This is a genomic window from Pseudomonas bijieensis (genome assembly GCF_013347965.1).
Classification (GTDB): Bacteria; Pseudomonadota; Gammaproteobacteria; order Pseudomonadales; family Pseudomonadaceae; genus Aquipseudomonas; species Aquipseudomonas bijieensis.
Genome location: NZ_CP048810.1, coordinates 5,489,107 through 5,507,713 on the forward strand (window position 1 = coordinate 5,489,107; position 18,607 = coordinate 5,507,713).

11 protein-coding genes and 2 pseudogenes are annotated in these 18,607 nt (G+C 61.7%); 11 read left to right on the top strand and 2 right to left on the bottom strand.

Annotated elements, in window-relative coordinates:
- Positions 1–6 precede the first annotated feature (6 nt).
- The gene (locus tag GN234_RS24250; RefSeq protein WP_109754757.1) at positions 7–1,497 is read right to left on the bottom strand and encodes a leucyl aminopeptidase; all 1,491 of its coding nucleotides are present in this window, start codon (positions 1,495–1,497) and stop codon (positions 7–9) included.
- A gap of 314 nt (positions 1,498–1,811) precedes the next feature.
- Here GN234_RS24250 and lptF point away from each other — a divergent pair, with 314 nt between their 5' ends.
- From lptF to pdxJ, 8 genes are all read left to right on the top strand, one after another.
- A complete protein-coding gene (gene lptF, locus GN234_RS24255; RefSeq protein WP_176689181.1) occupies positions 1,812–2,933 on the top strand; it encodes an LPS export ABC transporter permease LptF in 1,122 nt (373 codons plus the stop codon).
- Positions 2,926–3,987 (top strand): LPS export ABC transporter permease LptG, encoded by a 1,062-nt coding sequence (lptG, locus tag GN234_RS24260; RefSeq protein WP_109754755.1) that lies wholly within the window; start codon positions 2,926–2,928, stop codon positions 3,985–3,987. The genes lptF and lptG overlap by 8 nt, the downstream gene beginning before the upstream one ends.
- Before the next feature lie 213 nt (positions 3,988–4,200).
- A complete protein-coding gene (lepA, locus tag GN234_RS24265) occupies positions 4,201–6,000 on the top strand; it encodes a translation elongation factor 4 (protein ID WP_109754754.1) in 1,800 nt (599 codons plus the stop codon).
- 5 nt (positions 6,001–6,005) lie between these two features.
- Positions 6,006–6,860, top strand: a complete 855-nt coding sequence (gene lepB / locus GN234_RS24270; protein WP_109754753.1) for a signal peptidase I — start codon at positions 6,006–6,008, stop codon at positions 6,858–6,860.
- A gap of 184 nt (positions 6,861–7,044) precedes the next feature.
- Positions 7,045–7,734: a ribonuclease III gene (gene rnc, locus GN234_RS24275; protein WP_109754752.1), complete on the top strand. Its 690-nt coding sequence runs from the start codon at positions 7,045–7,047 to the stop codon at positions 7,732–7,734.
- On the top strand, positions 7,727–8,629 hold the full coding sequence (era, locus tag GN234_RS24280) for a GTPase Era (RefSeq protein WP_109754751.1): 903 nt from the start codon (positions 7,727–7,729) through the stop codon (positions 8,627–8,629). The genes rnc and era overlap by 8 nt, the downstream gene beginning before the upstream one ends.
- 169 nt (positions 8,630–8,798) lie before the next feature.
- Positions 8,799–9,488, top strand: coding sequence for a DNA repair protein RecO (gene recO, locus GN234_RS24285; protein ID WP_116833386.1), 690 nt, complete (start codon positions 8,799–8,801; stop codon positions 9,486–9,488).
- A 49-nt stretch (positions 9,489–9,537) separates the two neighbouring features.
- Positions 9,538–10,281: a pyridoxine 5'-phosphate synthase gene (gene pdxJ, locus GN234_RS24290; protein ID WP_109754749.1), complete on the top strand. Its 744-nt coding sequence runs from the start codon at positions 9,538–9,540 to the stop codon at positions 10,279–10,281.
- A gap of 217 nt (positions 10,282–10,498) precedes the next feature.
- Here pdxJ and mltF read toward each other — a convergent pair.
- Positions 10,499–11,960 (bottom strand): annotated as a pseudogene (gene mltF / locus GN234_RS24295) (membrane-bound lytic murein transglycosylase MltF).
- A 288-nt stretch (positions 11,961–12,248) separates the two neighbouring features.
- Here mltF and purL point away from each other — a divergent pair.
- The 3 genes and pseudogenes from purL (at position 12,249) to ltrA (ending at position 18,365) form a co-directional block, all read left to right on the top strand.
- A complete protein-coding gene (gene purL, locus GN234_RS24300; protein ID WP_109754747.1) occupies positions 12,249–16,145 on the top strand; it encodes a phosphoribosylformylglycinamidine synthase in 3,897 nt (1,298 codons plus the stop codon).
- A gap of 4 nt (positions 16,146–16,149) precedes the next feature.
- On the top strand, positions 16,150–16,461 hold the full coding sequence (locus GN234_RS24305; protein ID WP_109754746.1) for a YqfO family protein: 312 nt from the start codon (positions 16,150–16,152) through the stop codon (positions 16,459–16,461).
- Positions 16,462–16,942: 481 nt separating this feature from the next.
- Positions 16,943–18,365, top strand: a pseudogene (ltrA, locus tag GN234_RS24310) (group II intron reverse transcriptase/maturase).
- Positions 18,366–18,607: the final 242 nt, after the last annotated feature.

Sequence of the window (18,607 nt, forward strand, 5' to 3'; positions counted from 1 at the left end):
TTGGTGTCAGGCCTTGGCGCGGTCCAGCAGGTACTGGGTCAGCAGGGGCACCGGACGACCGGTGGCACCCTTGTCCTTGCCACCGCTGGTCCACGCCGTGCCGGCGATGTCCAGGTGCGCCCAGTTCAGGTTCTTGGTGAAGCGCGACAGGAAGCACGCCGCCGTGATGGTCCCGGCTTTCGGGCCGCCGATGTTGGCAATGTCGGCGAACGGGCTGTCCAGCTGTTCCTGGTACTCGTCGAACAGTGGCAACTGCCAGGCGCGGTCGTCGGCCTGTTGGCCGGCACTTAGCAATTGGCCGATCAGTTCGTCGTTGTTGCCCAGCAGGCCCGAGGTGTGGGAGCCGAGGGCGACGATGCAGGCGCCGGTCAGGGTCGCGATGTCGATCACCGCTTGCGGCTTGAAGCGCTCGGAGTAGGTGAGGGCGTCACACAGCACCAGGCGGCCTTCGGCGTCGGTGTTGAGGATTTCCACGGTCTGGCCGCTCATGGTGGTGACGATGTCGCCCGGACGCGAGGCCGTGCCGCTGGGCATGTTCTCGGCGCAAGCCAGGATGCACACCAGGTTGATCGGCAGTTGCAGTTCGAGCACGGCGCGCAGGGTGCCGAACACGCTGGCGGCACCGCCCATGTCGTACTTCATCTCATCCATGTTGGCGCCCGGCTTGAGGCTGATGCCGCCGGTGTCGAAGGTGATGCCTTTGCCCACCAGTGCGTACGGCTTCTCGGATTTCTTGCCGCCGTTATATTGCATGACGATCAGGCGCGGCGGCTGGGCGCTGCCCTGGCCGACGGCATAGAACGAGCCCATGCCCAGGTCCTTGATCTTCTTCTCGTCGAAGACTTCGACCTTCAGGCCCTTGAACTCCTTGCCCAGTGCCTTGGCCTGTTCGCCGAGGAATGTCGGATGGCAGATGTTTGGCGGCAGGTTGCCCAGGTCGCGGGTGAACGCCATGCCATTGGCAATCGCGGTGGCGTGGGTCACGGCACGCTGGACCTCAGCCTGGGCGGCCTTGATGGTCAGCAGGGTGATTTTTTTCAGGGCGCGGGGTTCGGCCTTCTGGCTCTTGAACTGGTCGAACTGGTATCCGCCGTCCACCAGGGTCTCGGCCAACAGGCGGTTCTTGCCGTAGCTGTCGCGGCCCTTGATCACCAACTCGTCCAATGCCAGTGCCGCATCACTGCCGCCCAAGCCCTTGAGTGTGCCCAGTACGCCGGCGATGATTTTACGGAACGGACGGTCGCCCAGTTCGGCGTCCTTGCCCACTCCCACCAGCAGCACGCGATCGGCCTTGAGGTTGGGCAGGTTGTGTAGTAGCAGGCTCTGACCGACTTTGCCGGCCAGGTCGCCGCGCTTGAGCACGGCACTGATGGCACCACCGCTAAGGGTATCGAGCTGGGTGGCGGCCACGCCGAGCTTGCGGTTTTCACCGACGGCGACTACCAGCGTGGCGGTTTTCAACGTTTCTGGGCTGACGCTTTTTACAACCAGTTCCATTTCCGGATCCCTGAGTCAATGGTCAAGAGGCCAGGCGCCGAGGCAATGGCGCGCTGAGCAAGCTTCTTCTATATAAAAGAAGCGCCGGTTTTTGCCGGCGACAAAGGCCGCAGTTTGAACCCCGGCGCCCGAGCCTGACAACCCTCGGTGCCCTTAACTTTTTGGCTTTAAGCACCGGCTTAAAGCGTGCGAAGTGACAGGCGCCTCCAATCACAGGATAATGCGGCTCTTTTTTCGGCGGCTCGCGTTGGCGGGCCGACTCGATACGTTTGCTTGTTTGGCCGCCTTAGCCTGACAACCCTGGAGTGTCTGGTTTGATCGTCTTTCGTTATCTATCCCGCGAAGTATTGCTGACCCTGAGCGCCGTGAGCGCCGTGCTGCTGGTCATCATCATGAGCGGACGCTTCATCAAATACCTTGCCCAGGCGGCCTCCGGTGCCCTGGATCCGGGCTCGCTGTTCCTGATCATGGGGTTCCGCCTGCCGGGCTTCTTGCAGTTGATCCTGCCGTTGGGGTTGTTCCTCGGCATCCTGCTGGCCTACGGGCGCTTGTACCTGGACAGCGAAATGACCGTGCTGTCGGCCACTGGCATGAGCCAGCAACGGCTGTTTCGCATGACGCTGTTCCCGGCCACGTTGGTGGCACTGGTGGTGGCCTGGCTGAGCCTGAGCCTGGCCCCCCAGGGCGCCAACCAGTTCCAATTGCTGATCAACCAGCAGGACGCCATGACCGAGTTCGACACCCTGGTGCCGGGGCGTTTCCAGGCCTTGCGCGACGGTACGCGTGTGACCTACACCGAACAGCTCTCAGACGACCGGATCGACCTGGGCGGTGTCTTCATTACGCAAAAGAACCTGTCTTCGGACACCAAGAAGGACCGTGGCATTTCCGTGCTGGTGGCCGAGAAGGGCCGCCAGGAAATCAATCCCGACGGCAACCGTTACCTGATCCTGCAGAATGGCTATCGCTATGACGGCAAGCCCGGGCAGGCCGATTACCGGGCCATCAAGTACGACACCTATGGCGTGCTGTTGCCCAAGCCCGAGGTCAGCAACGAAGTCACCGACCGCGACGCGATGACCACCGCCAGCCTGCTGGGCAACAAAGACATTCGCGCCCGTACCGAGCTGCAATGGCGCCTGTCCTTGCCGCTGCTGGTGTTCATCGTGACTCTCATGGCGGTCCCGCTGTCGCGGGTCAATCCGCGCCAAGGGCGTTTCCTCAAGCTGCTGCCGGCGATTCTTTTGTATATGGCTTACCTGACCATCCTGATTTCCGCCCGTGGCGCCCTGGAAAAGGGCAAGATTTCGCCGACGCTGGGCTTGTGGTGGGTGCATGGCATCTTCCTGGCCATCGGCCTGGGGCTGCTCTATTGGGAACCACTGCGCCTGAAGCTGGCCAGTCGCCGCAACGCGCTGGAGGTGGCCCGTGGTTAAACTCGATCGCTACATCGGCAGCAGTGTGTTCATGGCGATCCTCGCGGTGCTGGGGATCATCCTCGGCCTGGCGACCCTGTTTGCCTTCATCGATGAAATGAGTGACGTCAGCGACACCTACACGCTGACGGACGTGGCGAGCTACGTGCTGCTGACCGCGCCGCGGCGTTTGTATGACATGTTGCCGATGGCCGCGCTGATCGGCTGCCTGATCGGCCTGGGCAGCCTGGCCAGCAACAGTGAGCTGACCATCATGCGCGCCGCCGGCGTGTCCATTGGTCGGATCGTCTGGGCGGTGATGAAGCCCATGCTGGTGCTGATGCTGGTGGGCGTGCTGATTGGCGAATACATCGCCCCGGCCACCGAAAATACCGCTCAGGCCAACCGTTCCCTGGCCCAGGGCGGCGGTGATGCGCAAAGTGCCAAGCACGGCCTGTGGCACCGCCAGGGCGACGAGTTCATCCACATCAACTCGGTCCAACCCAACGGCATCCTCTATGGCGTGACCCGCTATCGTTTCGACGACCAACGGCACATGCTCTCGTCGAGCTTCGCCAAGCGCGCCAACTTTGCCGAGGATCACTGGCAATTGAGCGATGTCACCACCACCCTGTTCCATGACAAGCGCACCGAAGTGGTCGCCGCCGCGCAAGAGCGTTGGGACGTGTCGATCAGCCCGCAGTTGCTCAGCACCGTGGTGATGGCGCCAGAATCCCTGTCGATTACCGGTTTGTGGGGCTATATCCACTATCTGGCGGACCAGGGCCTGAACAACGGCCGCTATTGGCTGGCTTTTTGGGTCAAGGTGTTGCAACCGCTGGTCACCGCCGCGCTGGTGCTCATGGCGATTTCCTTCATCTTCGGCCCGCTGCGTTCGGTGACCCTGGGGCAGCGGGTGTTCACCGGTGTGCTGGTGGGCTTCACCTTCCGTATCGCCCAGGATCTGCTGGGGCCTTCGAGCCTGGTGTTCGGCTTCTCGCCGCTGTTCGCGGTGCTGGTGCCGGCCGGCGTCTGTGCGTTGGCAGGGCTCTGGCTGCTGCGTCGGGCCGGTTGAACATGCACCTGTAGCACGGGGCTGTGGGAGCAGGGCTATGTGGGAGCAAGCTGTGGGAGCAAGGCTTGCCCGCGATGAAGCCCCTGCGGTCTTCCATAGATCGGGGGCGGCTGTTTCGCGGGCAAGCTTTGCTCCCACTTGCGCGCTGTATCAGGTACAATTCCCGGCTATTTTTCGGCGGGCCATGCCTGCAGCCTTTTTGAGTGTTGATCCGTGAGTGATTTGAGTCATATCCGCAATTTCTCCATCATCGCCCACATTGACCATGGCAAGTCGACGCTGGCTGATCGCTTCATCCAGATGTGCGGCGGCCTGGCCGAGCGTGAAATGGAGGCCCAGGTCCTGGACTCCATGGATCTGGAGCGTGAGCGCGGGATCACCATCAAGGCCCACAGCGTTACCCTCTACTACAAGGCCCGCGACGGCATCACCTATCAGCTGAACTTCATCGATACCCCGGGCCACGTCGACTTCACCTATGAAGTCAGCCGGTCGCTGGCGGCCTGTGAAGGTGCGTTGCTGGTGGTCGATGCCGGCCAGGGCGTCGAGGCCCAGTCGGTCGCCAACTGCTACACGGCCATCGAGCAGGGCCTGGAAGTCATGCCGGTACTGAACAAGATCGACCTGCCTCAGGCCGATCCGGACCGCGTGAAGGAAGAAATCGAGAAAATCATCGGCATCGACGCCACCGATGCGGTCACTTGCAGCGCCAAGACCGGCCTGGGCGTGGATGAAGTGCTCGAACGCCTGGTCACCACCATTCCCGCGCCAACCGGCAACATCGAAGATCCGCTGCAAGCGTTGATCATCGACTCCTGGTTCGACAACTACCTGGGCGTGGTCTCCCTGGTTCGCGTGCGCCATGGCCGCGTGAAGAAGGGCGACAAGATCCTGGTCAAGTCCACCGGCAAGATCCACCTGGTGGACAGCGTCGGTGTGTTCAACCCGAAACACACCGCCACCGTTGACCTGAAGGCCGGTGAAGTGGGCTTCATCATCGCCGGTATCAAGGACATCCACGGGGCGCCGGTCGGCGACACCCTGACCTTGAGCTCCACCCCCGACGTCGATGTGCTGCCAGGTTTCAAACGCATTCAGCCGCAGGTCTATGCCGGCCTGTTCCCGGTCAGCTCCGACGACTTCGAGGATTTCCGCGAAGCCCTGCAAAAGCTGACCCTGAACGACTCGTCCCTGCAATACACCCCGGAAAGCTCCGATGCCCTGGGCTTCGGCTTCCGTTGCGGATTCCTGGGCATGTTGCACATGGAAATCATCCAGGAGCGCCTGGAGCGCGAGTACGACCTGGATCTGATCACCACGGCGCCGACGGTAATCTTCGAGCTGCTGCTCAAGAACGGCGAAACCCTCTACGTCGACAACCCGTCCAAGCTGCCGGACCTGTCGGCCATCGAGGACATGCGCGAACCGATCGTGCGGGCCAACATCCTTGTGCCTCAGGAGCACCTGGGCAACGTCATTACCCTGTGCATCGAGAAGCGCGGCGTGCAGCACGATATGCTGTTCCTCGGCTCGCAGGTCCAGGTGACCTACGACCTGCCGATGAACGAAGTGGTGCTGGACTTCTTCGACCGCCTCAAATCCACCAGTCGCGGCTATGCTTCGCTGGACTATCATTTCGATCGTTACCAATCGGCTAATCTGGTGAAGCTGGATGTGCTGATCAACGGTGAGAAAGTCGATGCCCTGGCATTGATCGTGCACCGTGACAACGCGCACTACAAAGGTCGTGCATTGACCGAGAAGATGAAGGAACTGATTCCGCGGCAGATGTTCGATGTGGCAATCCAGGCCGCCATTGGTGGGCAGATTGTGGCGCGTACAACCGTCAAGGCGCTCAGAAAGAACGTATTGGCCAAATGCTACGGCGGCGACGTCAGCCGTAAGCGCAAGCTGTTGGAAAAGCAGAAGGCCGGTAAAAAACGCATGAAGCAGGTCGGTAACGTGGAAATTCCACAGGAAGCCTTCCTTGCGGTGCTCAGGTTGGATAGTTAGGTCCTATGTCGCTAAATTTCCCGCTGTTGCTGGTTATCGCCGTGTTTGTCTGCGGCTTGTTGGCGTTGCTTGATCTGTTGTTCCTGGCGCCTCGGCGCCGGGCGGCCATCGCCTCTTATCAGGGCAGCGTCAGCCAGCCTGATGGTGTGGTGATCGAAAAGCTCAACAAGGAACCGTTGCTGGTCGAGTACGGCAAGTCGTTCTTCCCGGTGCTGTTCATCGTGCTGGTGCTGCGTTCGTTCCTGGTGGAACCGTTCCAGATCCCGTCCGGCTCGATGAAGCCGACCCTGGACGTGGGCGATTTCATCCTGGTGAACAAGTTTTCCTACGGGATCCGTCTGCCGGTGATCGACAAGAAAGTCATCGAGGTCGGTGACCCGCAACGCGGCGATGTGATGGTGTTCCGCTTCCCGAGCGACCCGAACGTCAACTACATCAAGCGTGTCGTCGGCCTGCCGGGCGACACGGTCCGCTACACCGCCGATAAGCGTCTGTTCGTCAATGGCGAATCGGTGGCCGAACAGTTGCTTGGCTCCGAGCCTGGTACGCTGGGCAGTGCCGAGCTCTACCGGGAAAAACTCGGCGAGGCCGAGCACCTGATCCGCAAGGAAATGAGCCGCTACCGCGCCACGCCGGACCATTCGTGGACCGTGCCGGCGGGGCACTACTTCATGATGGGCGACAACCGCGACAACTCCAACGACAGCCGTTACTGGGATGATCCGAACATTCCCAAGGACATGCTGGGCATGGTCCCCGACCGGAATATCGTCGGCAAGGCCTTTGCGGTCTGGATGAGCTGGCCGGAACCCAAACTCAGTCACCTGCCGAATTTCTCGCGGGTTGGCCTGATCAAGTAATCACACACGGCGCTGTTGAACACAGCGCCGAATGCTTTTCTGGAGCCTGCACAAGGTTGCCCGAAGGCATGAAGCCAACGATAGTCAGGACGTCATTTTTGAACACAGCGTTAATTGTCCCAAGCCAACGGCGCCTCGCCGCCGTAGCGGTGGAATCCAGCCACGAACTCAGCGTGGGTAAACCGTGAGCGTTTCTCTAAGCCGTCTCGAGCGCCAGCTCGGCTACACCTTCAAGGACCAGGACCTGATGCTCCTGGCCCTCACTCACCGCAGTTTTGCCGGGCGCAACAACGAACGCCTGGAATTCCTCGGTGATGCCATCCTCAACTTCGTGGCGGGCGAGGCGCTGTTCGAGCGTTTCCCGTTGGCTCGCGAAGGCCAGTTGTCGCGTTTACGCGCGCGCTTGGTAAAAGGTGAGACCCTGGCCGTACTGGCTCGTGGTTTTGACCTGGGCGAATACCTGCGCCTGGGTTCCGGTGAATTGAAAAGCGGCGGTTTCCGTCGTGAGTCGATTCTGGCCGACGCCCTGGAAGCATTGATTGGCGCGATCTACCTGGATTCAGGCATGGAAATGGCGCGCGAACGCGTGCTGGCCTGGCTGACCTCCGAGATCGACAGCCTGACGCTGGTGGACACCAACAAGGACCCGAAGACCCGTTTGCAGGAATTTTTGCAATCGCGCAGTTGCGAGTTGCCGCGCTACGAAGTCGTGGATATCCAGGGTGAGCCGCATTGCCGTACCTTCTTCGTCGAATGCGAAGTTGTCCTATTGAATGAAAAAAGCCGGGGTCAGGGTGTGAGTCGTCGTATTGCCGAACAGGTAGCGGCGGCCGCAGCACTGATTGCCCTGGGTGTGGAGAATGGCAATGACTGATACAACCGTCACCCGCTGCGGCTACGTCGCCATTGTCGGTCGGCCGAACGTGGGCAAGTCCACGTTGCTGAACCACATCCTGGGCCAAAAGCTGGCGATCACTTCGCGCAAGCCCCAGACCACTCGCCACAATATGCTTGGCATCAAGACCGAAGGCGCCGTGCAGGCGATCTACGTTGACACCCCTGGCATGCACAAGGGTGGCGAGAAGGCCCTGAACCGTTACATGAACAAGACCGCTTCGGCGGCGTTGAAAGACGTCGACGTGGTGATCTTCGTGGTCGACCGCACCAAGTGGACCGAAGAAGACCAGATGGTCCTCGAGCGTGTCCAGTACGTCACCGGTCCGCTGATCGTGGCGCTGAACAAGACCGACCGCATCGAAGACAAGGCAGAGCTGATGCCGCACCTGTCCTGGTTGCAGGAACAGTTGCCGAACGCCCAGATCATCCCGATCTCCGCCCAGCACGGCCATAACCTCGACGCGCTGGAGCGGGTGATTGCCGAGCACCTGCCGGAAAACGATCACTTCTTCCCCGAAGACCAGATCACCGACCGCAGCAGCCGTTTCCTCGCCGCCGAGTTGGTGCGCGAGAAAATCATGCGCCAGATGGGCGCCGAGCTGCCGTACCAGATCACCGTCGAGATCGAAGAGTTCAAGCAGCAGGGCAGGACCCTGCACATCCATGCGTTGATCCTCGTCGAACGTGACGGCCAGAAGAAAATCATCATTGGCGACAAGGGCGAGCGCATCAAGCGCATCGGCACCGAGGCGCGCAAGGACATGGAACTGCTGTTCGACTCCAAGATCATGCTCAACCTGTGGGTCAAGGTGAAGGGCGGCTGGTCCGACGACGAGCGGGCGTTGCGGTCGTTGGGTTACGGCGACCTGTAATCCTTCTGGGATACATGAATTCCATTGTGGGAGCGAGCCTGCTCGCGATAACGGTCTGTCAGTCAACATCTTTGTTGAATATCAGTCCCTCATCGCGAGCAGGCTCGCTCCCACAGTGGTTTGTGGTTGTCAGTAAAATTGTGCTTGCTCATTGAGAACCGCGATCCCCATGCCCCCAACCCAACCCATCGCCCAACCCGCCTACGTCCTGCACTCGCGCGCCTACCGCGAAAGCAGCGCCCTGGTGGATTTCCTCACGCCGCAAGGGCGGCTGCGGGCGGTGTTGCGTGGGGCGCGGGGCAAGGCCGGGACGCTGGCGCGGCCATTCGTGCCGCTGGAAGTCGAATTCCGCGGACGAGGCGAGTTGAAGAATGTCGGGCGCATGGAAAGCAACGGCGTGGCGGCGTGGCTCAACGGCGAGGCACTGTTCAGCGGTTTGTACCTCAACGAACTGCTGATCCGCCTGCTGCCCGCCGAAGATCCCCACCCGGCCGTCTTCGACCACTACGCCGCCACGCTGCTGGCCCTGGCCGAAGGCCGTCCTCTGGAGCCGCTGTTGCGCTCGTTCGAATGGCGGCTGCTGGATGACTTGGGCTATGGCTTCGCGCTGAACACAGACCTGCACGGCGACCCCATCGCGGCCGACGGTCTGTACCGTTTGCAGGTGGATGCCGGCCTGGAGCGGGTCTACCTGTTGCAACCGGGGCTGTTCAATGGTGCTGAGCTTCTGGCCATGGCCGAGGCCGACTGGAGTGCGCCAGGCGCCTTGTCGGCGGCCAAGCGCCTGATGCGCCAGGCCCTGGCCGTGCATCTGGGCGGTCGGCCGCTGGTCAGTCGCGAGCTGTTTCGCAAGCCCTGATCTACCCGTATGCTGTGGGCCGAATACTTGTCCCTTCAGGAGCCTTTTCGTGAGCACCAGCAATCGCATTCTTCTCGGCGTGAACATCGACCATGTCGCCACCCTGCGCCAGGCCCGCGGTACGCGCTACCCGGATCCGGTCAAGGCCGCACTGGACGCCGAAGAGGCGGGCGCCGACGGCATCACCGTGCATTTGCGTGAAGACCGTCGCCACATCCAGGAGCGCGACGTGCTGCTGCTCAAGGATGTGCTGCAAACCCGCATGAACTTCGAAATGGGTGTGACCGAAGAAATGATGGCGTTCGCCGAGCGCATCCGCCCGGCGCACATCTGCCTGGTACCGGAGACGCGCCAGGAACTGACCACCGAAGGCGGCCTCGACGTAGCGGGGCAGGAGTCGCGGATCAGCTTGGCAGTGGAACGCCTGTCGAAGATTGGTGCCGAGGTGTCGCTGTTCATCGATGCCGACGAACGGCAGATAGAAGCTTCCAAACGTGTCGGCGCGCCCGCCATCGAACTGCACACCGGCCGTTATGCCGATGCCGAAACCCCCACGGACGTGGCCGATGAGCTGCAGCGCGTGGCCGACGGCGTCGCCTTCGGCCTGGCCCAGGGCCTGATCGTCAACGCCGGCCATGGCTTGCACTACCACAACGTCGAAGCCGTCGCGGCGATCAAGGGCATCAACGAACTGAACATCGGCCATGCGCTGGTGGCCCATGCGTTGTTCGTCGGGTTCAAGTCGGCTGTGTCGGAAATGAAAGCGCTGATCCTGGCTGCCGCCAGATCCTGAACCCATCCCATAACCCCATGTGCCGGCTCACTTGGGCTTGCCTGATCCACTGTGGCGAGGGGGGATTTATCCCCGCTGGGCTGCGCAGTAGCCCTAAAACCCGGCGCCTCGATGTGTCAGGCAGATTGAGTTGACCTGTCCTGGGGCCGCTTCGCGCCCCAGCGGGGATAAATCCCCTCGCCACAGGTTCATCACAGCATCAGGAGTTGTGTACAGCTTATAGCGGCGGGGTTTCCTGGTTCGGCTTGCTCTTGTCCACACCCGGCACGTGAAGATTGCCCTCGGCCACCTGATTGCCTTCGAGCTGCGGCTGCGTCACCCAGGTCAGGATGTCGTAGTAGCGACGGATGTTCGCCACGAAATGAACTGGCTCGCCGCCCCGGGCGTAGCCATAGCGGGTCTTGCTGTACCACTGTTTCTGCGACAGGCGCGGCAGGATTTTTTTTCACGTCCAGCCACTTGTTCGGGTTCAGCCCTTCCTTGGCCGCCAGTTTGCGGGCGTCGTCCAGGTGACCGCTGCCCACGTTGTAGGCGGCGAGGGCGAACCAGGTGCGGTCCGGCTCCTCGATGCTTTCGTCCAGTTGATCCTTCATGTAGGCCAGGTACTTGGCGCCGCCCATGATGCTTTGCTTCGGATCCAGGCGGTTGGACACGCCCATGGCTTGGGCGGTGTTCTGGGTCAGCATCATCAGGCCGCGCACGCCGGTCTTGGACGTCACCGCCGGTTGCCACAGCGATTCCTGGTAGCCGATCGCGGCCAGCAGGCGCCAATCGACTTTCTCCTGCTTGGCGTAAGCCTTGAAATGCTGTTCGTATTTGGGCAGCCGCTGCTGCAGATGCTGGGCGAACGTGGTGGCGCCCATGTAGCCGAGGACATCGACGTGCCCGTAATAACGGTCCTTGAGGCGTTGCAGCGTGCCGTTCTTCTGCACCTTGTCGAGGTAGCTGTTGATTTCGTTGAGCAGGCTGTTGTCTTCGCCGGGGGCCACTGCCCAGCTCTGGCTACGAGCGTCGCCCAGGTCGAAGGCCACGCGCACGTTGGGGAAGTACACCTGGTTCATCGCCACTTCGTTGGAGTCCACCAGGGTCAGGTCGATCTGGCCTTCGTCGACCATGCGCAACAGGTCGACCACTTCAACCGCGTCGGACTCTTCGTATTCGATGCCCGGATACTGCTGCTTCAACTGCGCCAGCTGTTCGGCGTGGCTGCTGCCCTTGAGCACCATGATCTTCTTGCCGGCCAGGGCGGCGGCATCGGTGGGGCGCGACTGGCCGTTGCGGTAGATGACCTGCGGGGTGACTTCCAGGTAGGGATGGGAAAACCGCACCTGCTTTTTGCGTTGCTCGCTGCTGACCAGGCCGGCGGCGGCCAATACCGGGCCGTTGGGCTTGCCGATCTGGCTGAACAGGTCGTCGAGGTTGTCGGCGGTCTCTATCTTCAGTTCCACCCCCAAATCGTCGGCGAAGCGCTTCACCAGCTCGTATTCGAAGCCGGTTTCACCGTTACGATCCTCAAAGTAGGTGGCGGGGCTGTTTCGGGTGACCACCCGCAGCACGCCATCCTCCTTTACGCGCTCCAGTGTGTTGGGTTTCTCAACACAACCACTGAGCACCAGGAAGAGTCCGGTTGCGATCAGCCATTTGGCATATCGCGGACGCAAAGCCGTTGGGGAAAACATCTGCGCAGTATACGCAAACGGCCCCTACCGCCATATCTCGACAGCAAAAGGCCAGTCTGCTAGCCATTGCAAAACATGTCCGCAGCGCAGGCCGGCCGGCGCGCGGCGGGCTTTGCGTCGCTGAAAAATATCTCTTCGCGAGCATGGGTACCGCTGTCCAATAGCGCCGTGCAAGCAAAGACCGACATTCGGCTCGCACCGCGCGTGCCGTTTCGGGTGCCGTTGCCGGCGGTTTAGGCTAGAATGCACGGCCTCAAAGCACACCCCCTTCCCGAGGCTGTCCCGAAGATGTTGATCCTGCGCGGCGCTCCTGCCCTTTCTGCCTTTCGCCACAGCAAACTCCTTGAGCAACTGAGCCAGAAGGTTCCGGCTGTCAGTGGCTTGTATGCTGAATTCGCTCACTTCGCCGAAGTCACCGGCGGTTTGACCGGCGACGAACAGCAGGTGCTCGCGCGCCTTCTGAAGTACGGTCCCAGTGTTCCCGTCCAGGAGCCGGCCGGTCGTCTGTTCCTGGTACTGCCGCGTTTCGGCACCATTTCGCCATGGTCGAGCAAGGCCAGCGATATCGCCCGCAACTGCGGCCTGGCGAAAATCCAGCGCCTGGAGCGCGGCATTGCGTTTTATGTCGCCGGTGAGTTCAGCGAGGCCGAGGCCCAGTTGATCGCCGATGGCCTGCATGACCGCATGACCCAGGTCGTGCTGGGTAACCTGGAGCAGGCTGCCGGCCTGTTCAGCCACGCCGAACCCAAGCCGCTGACCGCTATCGACGTGCTGGGCGGCGGTCGTGCCGCGCTGGAAAAAGCCAACGCCGAACTGGGCCTGGCCCTGGCCGAAGACGAGATCGATTACCTGGTCAATGCCTTCCAGGGCTTGAAGCGCAACCCCCATGACATCGAACTGATGATGTTCGCCCAGGCCAACTCCGAGCACTGCCGCCACAAGATCTTCAACGCCAGTTGGGACATTGATGGCCAGAGCCAGGAAAAAAGCCTGTTCGGCATGATCAAGAACACCTACCAGATGCACAACGAAGGTGTGCTCTCGGCCTATAAGGACAACGCCGCGGTGATCGTCGGCAACGTCGCCGGGCGTTTCTACCCGAACCCTGAGACCCGCCAGTACGGTGCGGTCCAGGAGCCGGTGCACATCCTGATGAAGGTCGAGACCCACAACCACCCGACCGCCATCGCCCCATTCCCGGGCGCGTCCACCGGTTCCGGTGGCGAGATCCGTGACGAAGGCGCCACCGGTCGCGGTGCCAAGCCCAAGGCAGGCCTGACCGGCTTCACCGTATCGAACCTGCAGATCCCTGGCTTCGAACAGCCGTGGGAAAAGCCTTACGGCAAGCCTGAGCGCATCGTCAACGCCCTCGACATCATGATCGAAGGTCCCCTTGGGGGCGCGGCGTTCAACAACGAATTCGGCCGTCCGGCCCTGACTGGCTATTTCCGTACTTTCGAACAGTCCATCAGCACCCCGCGTGGTGAAGAAGTTCGTGGTTACCACAAGCCGATCATGCTTGCCGGCGGCATGGGCAACATCCGCGCCGAACACGTGCAGAAAGGCGAAATCGTGGTCGGCTCCAAGCTGATCGTCCTCGGTGGCCCGGCCATGCTGATCGGCCTGGGCGGCGGCGCCGCTTCCTCCATGGCCACCGGCACCAGCTCGGCGGACCTGGACTTCGCTTCGGTCCAGCGGGAAAACCCGGAAATGGAACGCCGTTGCCAGGAAGTCATCGACCGTTGCTGGCAGTTGGGCGAACACAACCCCATCAGCTTCATTCACGACGTCGGCGCCGGCGGCCTGTCCAACGCCTTCCCGGAACTGGTCAACGACGGTGGCCGTGGCGGCCGCTTCGAATTGCGCAACATTCCGAACGACGAGCCGGGCATGGCCCCGCACGAAATCTGGAGCAACGAATCCCAGGAGCGTTACGTCCTGGCGGTCGGCCCGGCTGACTTCGAGCGCTTCCAGGCCATCTGCGAACGCGAGCGCTGCCCGTTCGCCGTGGTGGGTGAGGCCACTGCCGAGCCACAACTGACCGTCACCGACAGCCACTTCGGCAACAGCCCGGTGGACATGCCGCTGGAAGTGCTGCTGGGCAAAGCCCCGCGCATGCACCGTTCGGCCGTTCGTGAAACCGAGTTGGGCGACGATTTCGATCCTTCCACCCTCGACCTTGCCGAGTCCATCGAGCGCGTGCTGCATCACCCGGCCGTGGCGAGCAAAAGCTTCCTGATCACCATCGGCGACCGCACCATCACCGGCCTCGTGGCCCGCGACCAGATGGTCGGCCCGTGGCAAGTGCCGGTGGCCGACGTGGCCGTGACCGCCACCAGCTTCGACGTCTACACCGGCGAAGCCATGGCGATGGGCGAGCGCACGCCGCTGGCGCTGCTGGATGCTCCGGCGTCGGGCCGCATGGCGATTGGCGAGACCCTGACCAACATCGCGGCTTCGCGCATCGGCAAGATTTCCGACATCAAGCTGTCGGCCAACTGGATGTCCGCCGCCGGCCACCCGGGTGAAGACGCCCGCCTGTACGACACGGTCAAGGCCGTCGGCATGGAGCTGTGCCCGGAGCTGGGCATCACCATTCCGGTGGGCAAGGACTCCATGTCCATGGCCACGCGCTGGAACGACGAAGGCGTGGACAAGAGCGTGACCTCGCCGCTGTCGCTGATCGTGACCGGTTTCGCGCCAGTCACCGATATCCGCCAGACCCTGACCCCGCAACTGCGCATGGACAAGGGCACCACCGACCTGATCCTGATCGACCTGGGCCGTGGCCAGAACCGCATGGGCGCCTCGATCCTGGCCCAGGTACACGGCAAGCTCGGCTCGCAAGCACCGGACGTCGACGATGCCGAAGACCTGAAGGCGTTCTTCGCCGTGATCCAGGGCCTCAACGCCGACGGTCACCTGCTGGCCTACCACGACCGTTCCGATGGCGGTTTGCTGACCACCGTGGTGGAAATGGCCTTTGCCGGCCACTGCGGCCTGAGCCTGACCCTCGACAGCGTCGCCGAATCCACCGCTGAAATCCCGGCCATCCTGTTCAACGAAGAGTTGGGCGCGGTGATCCAGGTTCGCCAGGACGCCACCCCGGACATCCTCGCTCAGTTCAGCGCGGCTGGTTTGGCCGACTGCGTCTCGGTGATCGGCCAGCCGATCAATAACGCCCACATCAATATCACCTTCAACGGCGATACCGTCTTCGAAGGCCAGCGCAGCCTGTTGCAGCGCCAGTGGGCGGAAACCAGCTACCAGATCCAGCGTCTGCGCGACAACGCCGACTGCGCCGAGCAGGAATTCGACGCGCTGCTGGAAGAAGACAACCCGGGTTTGAGCGCCAAGCTCAGCTACGACGTCAACCTCGACGTGGCCGCGCCTTACATCAAGAAAGGCATTCGCCCACAAGTGGCGGTCCTGCGCGAGCAGGGCGTCAACGGCCAGGTGGAAATGGCGGCGGCGTTCGACCGTGCCGGTTTCAGCGCGATCGACGTGCACATGAGCGACATCCTCGCCGGTCGTGTCGACCTGAACGACTTCAAGGGCATGGTCGCCTGTGGCGGTTTCTCCTACGGTGACGTGCTGGGTGCCGGTGAAGGCTGGGCCAAGTCGGCACTGTTCAACAGCCGCGCCCGTGATGCGTTCCAGGGTTTCTTCGAACGTACCGACAGCTTCACCCTCGGCGTGTGCAACGGTTGCCAGATGATGTCCAACCTGCACGAACTGATCCCGGGCAGCGAGTTCTGGCCGCACTTCGTGCGCAACCGCTCCGAGCAGTTCGAAGCGCGCGTGGCGATGGTCCAGGTCCAGGAATCGAACTCGATCTTCCTGCAGGGCATGGCCGGTTCGCGCATGCCGATCGCCATTGCCCACGGCGAAGGCCATGCCGAATTCGAAAGCGAAGAAGCGCTGCTCGAAGCCGACCTGTCCGGTTGTGTGTCGCTGCGTTTCGTCGACAACCACGGCAAGGTCACCGAAACCTACCCGGCCAACCCGAACGGCTCGCCGCGCGGAATCACCGGCCTGACCAGCCGCGACGGTCGCGTCACGATCATGATGCCGCACCCCGAGCGCGTATTCCGCGCGGTGCAGAACTCGTGGCGTTCGGACGACTGGAACGAAGACGCGCCATGGATGCGCATGTTCCGCAACGCCCGCGTCTGGGTGAACTGAGGCGGTGTACAAGCTCTGCTTCTTCGTCCCGGCCAGCCACCTGGACGTGGTCAAAAGTGCCGTATTCGCCGCCGGTGGCGGGCGGATCGGCGACTACGACCACTGCGCCTGGCAAGTGCTGGGCCTGGGCCAGTTCCGCCCGTTGGACGGCAGCCAGCCGTTCATTGGCGAAGCGGGCCAGGTCGAGCAGGTCGAGGAGTGGAAGGTGGAGCTTGTCGTTGCCGATGAGTTGATCCGTGCGGTGGTGGTGGCGTTGAAGCAGAGCCATCCCTACGAGACACCGGCGTATGAAGTGTGGCGGTTGGAGGATTTCTGATCCTCCGGCCGTTGAATGAGAAACCCGCTGATTGATTCAGCGGGTTTTTTTATTGGTGCGCCAGGCATGGCGCGTTGCGCGAAGCGCAACCAGTTTGGCTATGGTGGCCACGCTGGTGACTTGGAGGTGAAAGTCCTCTACACACCCGGCAAGGGGAAGTGTTAGCCAGAGGCAAGGGTGTCGCGGGTGACCGCGAATCTGAAGGAAGCCCGAGGCAAAATGCTGGCCTGACGAACAGGAAGCGGATAGAGGCGGCGCAGCGGGGTAAGAAGGCCAATATCTTCAAAGCCCAATACTTGCACGGAACGCTGTGACGTAGATCCGACAGGCATAAGCAGGAAGGTCGCGCGAATTACCCTGGGAGATCTGCACGTTTGCCACTGTGCTACCGGGCGTCGAGAGGCGACGGGATGAGCGTGCAGAAGTCAGCCGAGGCCGTAGTAAGTGACGAGTAACCCAGTCACCAAGGGCCGAACAGGTTATGCCGCCAGTAGGCGTCAGAGTCTCGTCGAATGTCGAAAAAGCAGAAATCTCTCCACAAGAGGGCTGTAACCCCAAGTCCCGGACGGAATCCGGGGTTTGTGGCTGGCAGTGCGCAGACATCGGCGGCGTCTGTGGTGTGGACGAACGCGGAGCTGGACACGCTGATGGAACGGGTGCTCGCACCCGCCAACCTCAGACGTGCGTATCAACGCGTGGTCAGTAACAAGGGCGCGCCGGGTGCCGATGGCATGACGGTCGCCGAATTGGCAGGCTACGTGAAACAGTATTGGCCGATCCTCAAAGCCCGACTGCTGGCCGGTGAGTACCAGCCGCAAGGTGTGCGCGCCGTTGACATCCCCAAACCCAAAGGTGGAACTCGGCAGTTGAGTATTCCCAACGTCGTGGATCGTCTGATCCAACAAGCCTTGCTGCAACAGCTCACGCCGATTTTCGACCCCCTGTTTTCGGACTACAGCTACGGTTTTCGTCCGGGCAGAAGCGCTCATCAAGCCATCGAAACAGCCCGTGCCCACGTGGCGGCGGGTCAGCGTTGGTGCGTGGAACTTGATCTTGAGAAGTTCTTTGATCGTGTTAACCACGACGTTCTGATGGCCCATATAGAGCGCCAAGTCGAAGACAAGCGAGTGCTCAGGCTAATCCGCCGTTACCTCGAAGCCGGGATCATGTCGGGTGGCATCGCCAGCCGACGGCAGGAAGGGACTCCGCAAGGCGGCCCGCTCTCGCCGTTGCTGTCGAACATCCTGCTTAATGAACTCGACCGCGAGCTGGAACGGCGGGGCCATCGCTTCGTGCGCTATGCAGACGATGCGAACATTTATGTACGCAGTCATCGTGCAGGCGAACGGGTCATGACCAGTGTTGAGCGTTTCCTGAATCAGCGTCTTAAACTGACGGTGAACCGGGAAAAGAGCCGTGTGGCACGGCCTTGGACCTGTGATTACTTGGGCTATGGGATGAGCTGGCACAAACAGCCGAAGCTGAAAGTGGCAACGATGAGTCTGGGTCGCTTGCGCGACCGACTCAGAGAGCTGCTGCGCGGAGTACGGGGTCACAAGATGGCGAACGTCATCGAGCGGATAAACCCCGTAGTGCGAGGTTGGGCTGGCTACTTCAAGCTCAGTCAGAGCAAACGACCACTTGAGGAGTTGGATGGTTGGGTGAGACGCAAACTTCGTTGTGTCATCTGGCGGCAATGGAAGCAGCCCTCTACGAGGGCGCGCAACCTGATGCGCCTGGGGCTCGACGAAGGACGCGCCTGTAAATCAGCGTTCAATGGCCGAGGCCCGTGGTGGAACTCCGGAGCGCCACATGTGAATCAGGCGCTACCGAAGAAGCTGTGGAATCGACTCGGACTGGTCTCGATACTGGATACGATAAACTGGCTTAACCGCATAGCCTGAACCGCCGTATACGGAACCGTATGTACGGTGGTGTGAGAGGACGGCGGATGTAAATCCGTCTCCTACTCGATTTGTGGCGAGGGGGGATTTATCCCCGCTGGGCTGCGAAGCAGCCCTAAACTCGGCACCTCGGTGTGTCAGGCAAATTGAGTTTGGTTGTTTTGGGGCTGCTGCGCAGCCCAGCGGGGATAAATCCCCTCGCCACAGGGGGTGGTCTGTCAGATGTGTTGGGTGTGTGCAGG

What these genes read in the sequence shown, in the direction of transcription:
- lepB (WP_109754753.1), top strand. Translation starts at nt 6,006, where the DNA reads ATGTCGCTAAATTTCCCGCTGTTGCTGGTTATCGCCGTGTTTGTCTGC.
- purL (WP_109754747.1), top strand. Translation starts at nt 12,249, where the DNA reads ATGTTGATCCTGCGCGGCGCTCCTGCCCTTTCTGCCTTTCGCCACAGC.
- recO (WP_116833386.1), top strand. Translation starts at nt 8,799, where the DNA reads ATGCCCCCAACCCAACCCATCGCCCAACCCGCCTACGTCCTGCACTCG.
- GN234_RS24250 (WP_109754757.1), bottom strand. Translation starts at nt 1,497, where the DNA reads ATGGAACTGGTTGTAAAAAGCGTCAGCCCAGAAACGTTGAAAACCGCC.
- era (WP_109754751.1), top strand. Translation starts at nt 7,727, where the DNA reads ATGACTGATACAACCGTCACCCGCTGCGGCTACGTCGCCATTGTCGGT.